The organism is Allorhizocola rhizosphaerae (assembly GCF_003426775.1).
GTDB lineage: Bacteria > Actinomycetota > Actinomycetes > Mycobacteriales > Micromonosporaceae > Allorhizocola > Allorhizocola rhizosphaerae.
Window position 1 is genome coordinate 1 of the sequence record NZ_QJUG01000329.1, and the last position, 7050, is coordinate 7050.

The 7050-nt window shown below is 67.7% G+C and carries 9 protein-coding genes; 2 read left to right on the forward strand and 7 right to left on the reverse strand.

The window, feature by feature from the left end; genetic code table 11:
- The 5 genes from DM816_RS38920 to DM816_RS38940 form a co-directional block, all read right to left on the reverse strand.
- Positions 1 to 504, reverse strand: a 504-nt coding sequence (locus DM816_RS38920) for a carbohydrate ABC transporter permease (protein WP_162908283.1), incomplete at its 3' end; no start/stop codon positions are given.
- A complete protein-coding gene (locus tag DM816_RS38925) occupies positions 501 to 1304 on the reverse strand; it encodes a carbohydrate ABC transporter permease (protein ID WP_211589044.1) in 804 nt (267 codons plus the stop codon). The genes DM816_RS38920 and DM816_RS38925, both read right to left, overlap by 4 nt.
- A complete protein-coding gene (locus DM816_RS38930) occupies positions 1301 to 2605 on the reverse strand; it encodes an ABC transporter substrate-binding protein (RefSeq protein WP_117215495.1) in 1305 nt (434 codons plus the stop codon). The genes DM816_RS38925 and DM816_RS38930 overlap by 4 nt, the downstream gene beginning before the upstream one ends.
- Before the next feature lie 136 nt (positions 2606 to 2741).
- The gene (locus DM816_RS38935; RefSeq protein ID WP_117215496.1) at positions 2742 to 3449 is read right to left on the reverse strand and encodes an SDR family oxidoreductase; all 708 of its coding nucleotides are present in this window, start codon (positions 3447 to 3449) and stop codon (positions 2742 to 2744) included.
- Positions 3450 to 3460: 11 nt separating this feature from the next.
- Complete coding sequence (locus tag DM816_RS38940) at positions 3461 to 4267, reverse strand: helix-turn-helix transcriptional regulator (protein ID WP_117215497.1); 807 nt, start codon at positions 4265 to 4267, stop codon at positions 3461 to 3463.
- Between the two features lie 101 nt (positions 4268 to 4368).
- Between DM816_RS38940 and DM816_RS38945 the strand changes: the two genes are divergently transcribed.
- On the forward strand, positions 4369 to 4920 hold the full coding sequence (locus DM816_RS38945) for a fascin domain-containing protein (RefSeq protein WP_117215498.1): 552 nt from the start codon (positions 4369 to 4371) through the stop codon (positions 4918 to 4920).
- On the opposite strand, the gene DM816_RS38950 is transcribed toward DM816_RS38945, so the two are convergent.
- Positions 4855 to 5238, reverse strand: a complete 384-nt coding sequence (locus DM816_RS38950) for a DUF1801 domain-containing protein (protein WP_117215499.1) — start codon at positions 5236 to 5238, stop codon at positions 4855 to 4857. The genes DM816_RS38945 and DM816_RS38950 overlap by 66 nt on opposite strands.
- 42 nt (positions 5239 to 5280) lie before the next feature.
- Here DM816_RS38950 and DM816_RS38955 point away from each other — a divergent pair, with 42 nt between their 5' ends.
- Positions 5281 to 6237: a TIGR03557 family F420-dependent LLM class oxidoreductase gene (locus tag DM816_RS38955; protein WP_117215500.1), complete on the forward strand. Its 957-nt coding sequence runs from the start codon at positions 5281 to 5283 to the stop codon at positions 6235 to 6237.
- Here DM816_RS38955 and DM816_RS38960 read toward each other — a convergent pair.
- Positions 6234 to 6839: a TetR/AcrR family transcriptional regulator gene (locus DM816_RS38960; protein ID WP_117215501.1), complete on the reverse strand. Its 606-nt coding sequence runs from the start codon at positions 6837 to 6839 to the stop codon at positions 6234 to 6236. The two genes, DM816_RS38955 and DM816_RS38960, sit on opposite strands and share 4 nt — an antisense overlap.
- Positions 6840 to 7050 lie beyond the last annotated feature (211 nt).

The following is a 7050-nucleotide window of genomic DNA, read 5'->3' on the forward strand; positions in this document are numbered from 1 at the left end:
CCAGGCCGCCTCCTCGTGGTCGCGTGGCACGGCAACGAAAACCGCCGCCGTGATGAGCACCGTGGTGGGCAGGGCAAGCGTGCTGTGCAACAGGGTGACCGCATAGGTCGTGTCGTAGAGCCCGGTCACCAGGAAGATGCGCGCCAGCGGCACGGACAGCACGACGATCGGCAGCGCCCGGGTGAGCAACAGGAACAGCTGATAGGGCTGCCTGCCCCGGAACGCGTAGCGCGCGACCGCATATCCCGCCGGCACGCCGACCGCCAACGACACGACCACCGTGCCGAGCCCGACCATCAGCGAGTTGAGGAACCCACCCACGACCCCGGTGGAGTTGAGGAACCGCCCGAGCGTCTCGGTCGACACATCGGTGGGCAGCAGCGACAGCGGGAACCGGTTGAGCGACTCACGGCTGGAGAACGCCGCGAGCGTCACCAGATAGAGCGGGACGGCCATGAACAGCGTGATGAGCACACAAGCGAGCTGCACCCCCATCCGTCTCATGTGCGCTCCCGCATCAGGTGCAGATAGCCGGCCGCCGCGAGCATCGACAGGGCCAGCACCACGAGCGCGATGGCCGTGGCCACCGCCGGATTTTGCAGCACCGAGTACCACTGGTACGTCTCACCGACGAGCAGCGGCAGGTTGCGCCCGGTGAGCGCCTGCGCGACCGCGAACGTCTCCAGCGCGAGGATCGTGCGCAGGATCAGCGCCACCTGCAGGCTGGGCTTGAGCTGCGGCAGCACGACATGCCACAGCCGCCGCAGGTATCCCGCGCCGAACACCGCGGCCGCCTCGTCGTAATCCCTTGGTATGCCCTGCAATCCGGCCACGATGATGACGAACACCAGCGAGGTGGCCCGCCACAGCTCGGCGATCACCACGGCCACGAACATGGAGGCCTGGTTTTCGTGCGAGAGCCAGGGGTACCCGGAAAATCCAAGGTATTCGAGGAAGGAGTTGAGGTATCCGCGATCGGTGAACACCGACAGCCACACCAGCCCGGCCGCCAGGTCGCTGACCGCGAGCGGGATCACCCACAGGAAGAAGTACAGCCCGGACAGCCGCGGCCGCTCCCGCAGCAGCAGCGCCATGGTGAGCGCGAACGCGAACTGCAGCGGGATCAGCACCACGATGAGCAGACCGGTGTTGCGCGCGGCCGGCCAGAAGTATGGATCGTCGAGCATGCGTGAGAACGCGCCCGGCTGGTCGAGCGCCTGCCCGATGCCGGCCGCCAGCGGCCATGCGAACAGCGCCGTCATGAACAGCAATGACGGCGCTATCAGCAGCAGTGGCTTCCTCATGCCACTTTGCATGGCGCGCCCGCGGGATCGGGCGCCCAGCACGGCACCTTCACTTCGTCGAGGATCGCGTTGAGCTTGGCCGCCTGGGCGTCGAGCACGCCCTGCACCGGCCGGCCGTCGAGGCAGATCTCCTTGAAGCAGTTCTTGAAGATCTGGCCGACCTCACCGTCCTTGGTGCCGAGCCCGACCGGCGGCAGCGAGACGATGGTGCCGGACGAACCCTGCTGCGCCTTGACCCCGGCCGCTTCCAGCGCGATGGGCGCGGGCAGGTCGCCGGGGAGGTCTGCTTTGGACACCGGGAAGAAGGCGTTCTGCCGCAACACCTCGATCTGCACCTGTGCGGTGGTGAGCGCCTTGATGACCTCTTTGGCCTTGTCGGCCTGCGGCGCGCCCTTGGGGATGGCCAGCCCTGCCACCACCAACATGTATCCGCGCCCCTTGGGCCCGCGCGGGGCGGGCACCATCAGCCAGTCGTCCGGTTTGGACTTGGGCGCGTTGATCAGCCGGGCCACGTGGTCGAAGGCGATGAGCACCTCGCCGCGCTCCAGCGGCTCCTGCATGAAGTCGTAGTTGGTGGACGCGGGCGCGCTCTGCGCCCACAGCTGCTTCATGTAATCCCACGCCGTCGCGGCCTCGGGGCTGCGGAACGTGGTGATCTGACCGCCGGTGAAGCTCGGCAGCAGGAACCCTTGGAAGAACCGGTGATAGAGCCCCTTGGCCCCGGCCGGGATGCCGAACACCGGCTTGCCGCCGTTGCCCGCCTTGGCGGCCGTGGCCCAGGCCAGCAGCTGGTCGTAGGTCAGGTCGTCGACCTTGGCCCCGGACGGCAGCCACTGCAGCGCCTTCTTGTTGACCGCGAGCAGGTAGGTGGCCTGCATCCACGGGATGTATTTGACGGTGGAGCCGCCGAGCCGGGCCAGCGTGGTGAGCTCGCCGGGGAACTGGCGGTCGCCGAGCCCGCCAAGCAGGTCGTCCAGATCGGACAGCCGGTCGCGTTGCGGGGCAAGGTCTCCGTGCAGCCCGCCGAGCAGGCTCAGCTGCATGCGGTTGGCGTCGGCCTGGGCCTGCACGGTGGCGGCGAACGCGCTCTGGTCCACCGGGTTGAAGCCCACCTTAGCGGACTTGACGTGGTCGGACAGGATCTTTTCGAACCGCTGCCGCTCCTCCACCGGGAGGAACTGCGTGGACAGGAAGTCGACCGCGCCCTCCTCACCGGTGCCACTGGTGGAGACGCCGCCGCAGCCCGCAACCGTGAGCACTCCGGCTGCCAGGAAAGCACGCCGAGTAACACTCTGAGTCATGTTCCTCCCTACGTGGGGTTATGTCCAAAAAGGAAGGACTGATGGCGTGGTTTATCGTACATCCGATTTAGGTACCGCGCTCGGCTTGACAAGCCCATCGGCGTTTCCAGCGGCACCCGCCGCGTTCCCGGGCCGGTTAGACCAGCAGACCCCCGGTGGCGCGGATATTTTGGCCGGTGACCCATTGCCCGTCGGGCCCGGCCAGGAACGCGACCACGGCCGCGATGTCGTCGGGCGTGCCGAGCCGTTGCAGCGCCGTCATCGCGGCGCTGCGCTCAAGCGCCTCGGGCGGATTGGCGCCGCGCAGCATGTCGGTGTCGGTGGCGCCCGGCGAGACCGTGTTGACGGTGATGCCGCGCGGTCCGAACTCACGCGCCGCCACCGCCGTAAACTGCTCCAGCGCGGCCTTGCTCGCGCAGTAGAGGGCTATCGTGGGCGCGGGCACGACGGTGTTGAGGGTCGAAATGTTGACGATGCGGCCGTTGTCCCGCATCAGCGCGGCCGCCTCCCGCATGGCCAGCAACGGAAACTTGGCATTGACGGTCATCACGCGGTCGAACTCTTCAGCGGTCATGTCGGCGATCGACCGGGCGCCGATGACGGCAGCGTTGTTGACGAGAATGTCCAAACCGGATTCGCGGACCGGTTCGAAGAGGGTGGCGAGCGAGGCTATGTCCTCCTGATCCGCGCGAACCCCTACCGTGCCTGGGATTTCATCTTCCGGCTTATTTTTCTGGTACGAGTAGACGACCCGCGCGCCGTCGGCCGCCAGGCGCTGCACGATCGCCCGTCCGATCCCCCGCGATCCACCGGTGACGATGGCCGTCTTTCCGTTGAGCCTCATGGGTGGCAAGCTTAACGGACGGCAAACTCCCGATATTGAAGGAATGCGCACAGTTTGGTGGGCGTGAGCCCGGCCATGGCGCGCACGTCGCGTTGAAAATGGGCCTGGTCGGCATAGCCGCAATCGGAGGCGATGGTGAGCAGGCTTTCATGTTGCGCGAGCAGGAAGACGGAGCGCTGGAAGCGGGCGATCCGCGCCACTGTTTTGGGCCCGAGACCGATCTCCCGCTGAAATCTCGTTTGCAGATAGCGTTTGCTGACCGACAGCTCGTCGGCGATGTCGGCGACGCGCATGCGGCCGGTGGGCTGCTGCAGGCGATGCCATGCGCGCAGGAGAAGCCTGTCGTGGTGCGGTTCGGCCGGCAGCCAACGGCACAGTTCATCGTCCAGCACGGCGAATCGGTCCGCCCAGCCGGGCGCGGCGGCGAGGCGCTCGGCCAGCTCGGCCTCGCGGCGGGAGCCGAGCACGTCGGCCAGGCGCACGCTGCCCTCGACCAGCTCGGGCATCGGAACACCAAGCAGGGCAAGCACACCGGCGGGCGTCAGTCCAATCGAGACACCGTGCCACCACGTGGTCTCGCCCTCGGTGGTCGCCACCGTGCGCGGTCCGGTGACCAGGCGGCTCGCACCGGACAGGTCGACGATGAGCACGACGAGATTGAGCGGGAGCACGCGATGGCGCACCGCCTGGGCCGAGCTGAAACAGGAATAGCCAACGACATAGGGCCGAAGGCGCGGGTGCGGCAGCGCGGACGCCGTCGCACACGGATCCGCCTTCACCACGGCCGGCACCGAATGCATGTGCGTCGCGGACGTCATGCCACCAATCATGCACGGCACCCCTGTGATCAACTGATGACGGATCGGAGATCGCGGGCGGGACGATGCGTCAAAACCATCCAGACCGGAGGTCTTAGGCAATGAGACCAGCAATTCGAGCCGCAGCGGCATCGCTGATCCTCGTCATCACCGCGTCGGCGACAAGCTTCGTGGCCGCCGCACCCGCGCACGCCGACCCGACGTGGTGCGTCGGCCAGACGACCATCACGTCGGTGCACAGCAACCTGCTCGTGTCCACCGAATACGGCAGCGACCACCGGCTCCGGGCGCGTGCCGCGCAGGAAGGAGAGTGGGAGCGGTATTGGTTCTGCCCAGACGCGCCGGACGACAGCATTTTCGGCATCCAGGCGGCAGAGGGCGAGTGGGTGACCGCCGAAGTCAGCTACCCCGCCCCCGATCAGGGCTTGCTGCGGGCACGCACCACGAGCTGGGGCGCGTGGGAGAAGTTCCGCTGTTATCGGGTGACCGGGGGCGTCGCGTTCCTGTCGCTGGCCAACAACCGGTTCGTCACCGCGGAAAACGGCTCGACCGGCAGCCGGTTCGGCAACCTGCGGGCACGGGCGACGTCAGTGGGCGCGTGGGAGACGTTCCGGCTCAGCAGCACCACCCTGACCAACCGTTGCCTGGTCTAGCGCGCGTAGCGCGGCGTCCATCAGGTCGAGAAGTTCGGGCCGCCGCAGATCCTCGGCGGCCCGGATCTTCACGTGGCGGTGTACCTTGCCATCGCCCTCCATGAGCCCGGCCGGGTCGGGCAGGCTCGCGCCGTGCGCGATGCCGAGCGTCACGTGGGCGCGGGCCGGGATGACGGTGAAGACCAGGCCTTTGTAGCCGGGCGCGGTACCAAATCCCATGGTTTCTTTGTCTTGGGTGACCACGGCGTCGGGGAAGCGGGCCAGGATCGCGTCGCACACCTGTCGGGTGAGCGCGTCGGTGCCGGAGTTCTTCTCCATGGCGACAGGTTAGTTGATCTCACATCGTGGCAAAGCGATCATATGGCTCAGATCGGATACACCTTGATGAGTGAGCAGAGTTCGCCTCGGCAGTTGGTGGATGACGCCTTGGGGGCCGAGCGCGCGGGGTTCGACTTCGCGGTCTGCTCGGATCATTACTACCCGTGGCTGGAGGAGCAGGGGCATTCGCCTTACGCGTGGGCGGTGCTGGGTGCGGTGGCCCACGCGACCGAGCGGATGGGGCTGATGTCGTTCGTGACCTGCCCGATCCAGCGGTACCACCCGGCCGTCGTGGCACAGAAGGCCGCGACGGTGGGCCTGTTGTCGGAGGGCCGGTTTATCCTCGGGCTCGGGTCGGGCGAAAACCTCAACGAGCATGTGTCCGGCGGATGGCCACACCGGACCGAGCGGCACGCGCGGTTCGCCGAGGCATTGGAGATCATCCACTCGCTGCTGCAGGGTGATCGCCTGACCTATTCGGGCGACTTTTATGAAGTGCCCGAGGCATACCTGTGGGATCGGCCGACCAACGGGGTGCCGATCGGGGTCGCGGTTTCCGGTCCGGACTCGTGCGCGCTCGCGGGCACCTACGCCGACGTGATGATTGCCACGGAGCCCAAGGCGGAGCTGGTGTCGGAGTTCGAGGCCGAGGGCGGGGCGGGCAAGCCAAAATATGGACAGGTCGCGATCTGCTACGGGCCGGATGAGCAGCGGTGCGTGCGGCTGGCGCACGAGCAGTTCCGCTGGTTCGGGCTGGGCTGGCCGGTGAACGCGGAGCTGCCCGATCCGCGCGCGTTCGGCTCGGCCAGCGCGGCCGTGACCGAGGAGCAGGTGGCTCAGCAGATCACGTGCGGGCCGGATGCCAAGCGCCACATCGATGCGATCACCAAGTTCATCGACGCCGGGTTTACTCACGTGGCGCTGGTGCAGATCGGCGGGCAAACCCAGCGGGACTTCCTCGACTTCGCCGAGCGGGAGCTCCTGCCCGCGCTCCGTTAGGTCACGCCTTTGGCTGCGGTGCCCAGCGCGATCCGCACGGCATCGACAAGCCCTTCATCGATCTCGTCGTCCGGCGCGTGCCAGGCGTGAAACTCCACGGCCGCCCGGATGGCACCGTCGATCATCGCTGCCTGCACCCGGATGGGCAGGCTCTCGGCCGGCTGTCCGGCTCGTTCGCCGAGCGCGGCGGCGAAGACCCGCTCGGCCTCCGCGTGTGCCTGTAGCCACATTCCGCGCAGCTGCGGGTCCTTGCGCGTCAACCGGACAAGGGCGACCAGGGTGGCCGTGTTGGTGACCTGTCCACGCAGGGCACGAATCCCTTCGATGAGCTCGCCCATGCCGGCTCCGCTCGGCCACGCCCGGATCACGTGCGCGAGCCCCTCCGCGCCGGTGGTGAGGAGAGGCATCACACAGCTTTCCTTCGACGGAAAGTACCGCCAGAGCGTGCGCACCGAGATGCCTGCCGCCGCAGCGATCTCCTCCGCGGTCGTCGCGGTGACCCCCTTGGCGGTGAACAATTGCACGGCCGCACGGGCGATGTCGAGCCGGGTGGCCTCCTTGCGCCGCTCGGTCAGCGGAGGCCGACCTGGACGGGTGGTCATTTTGTCAGCATAGCCCGGTTTTGTCGTTCCGTGCCTTATTGGCACATCGCGCCAAAAAGTCGTATGCTCATGTCCAGGCAAGGGCCCCGCCCCCGACGGGGCCGGCCGTCCCCCGCACCCCCGGTGTGGCACCCATCCCCCACACCGCCCGCTGACGCCGCTCACCCCCGGGCGGCGCAGCGGCCCCCCAATCAGCGCCCAGCGCCCCGCC

Bases quoted from the DNA above. Each gene is read 5' to 3' on its own strand.
- DM816_RS38925 (WP_211589044.1), bottom strand. From the start codon at position 1,304: ATGAGGAAGCCACTGCTGCTGATAGCGCCGTCATTGCTGTTCATGACG.
- DM816_RS38930 (WP_117215495.1), bottom strand. From the start codon at position 2,605: ATGACTCAGAGTGTTACTCGGCGTGCTTTCCTGGCAGCCGGAGTGCTC.
- DM816_RS38935 (WP_117215496.1), bottom strand. From the start codon at position 3,449: ATGAGGCTCAACGGAAAGACGGCCATCGTCACCGGTGGATCGCGGGGG.
- DM816_RS38940 (WP_117215497.1), bottom strand. From the start codon at position 4,267: ATGACGTCCGCGACGCACATGCATTCGGTGCCGGCCGTGGTGAAGGCG.
- DM816_RS38945 (WP_117215498.1), top strand. From the start codon at position 4,369: ATGAGACCAGCAATTCGAGCCGCAGCGGCATCGCTGATCCTCGTCATC.
- DM816_RS38950 (WP_117215499.1), bottom strand. From the start codon at position 5,238: ATGGAGAAGAACTCCGGCACCGACGCGCTCACCCGACAGGTGTGCGAC.
- DM816_RS38955 (WP_117215500.1), top strand. From the start codon at position 5,281: ATGGCTCAGATCGGATACACCTTGATGAGTGAGCAGAGTTCGCCTCGG.
- DM816_RS38960 (WP_117215501.1), bottom strand. From the start codon at position 6,839: ATGACCACCCGTCCAGGTCGGCCTCCGCTGACCGAGCGGCGCAAGGAG.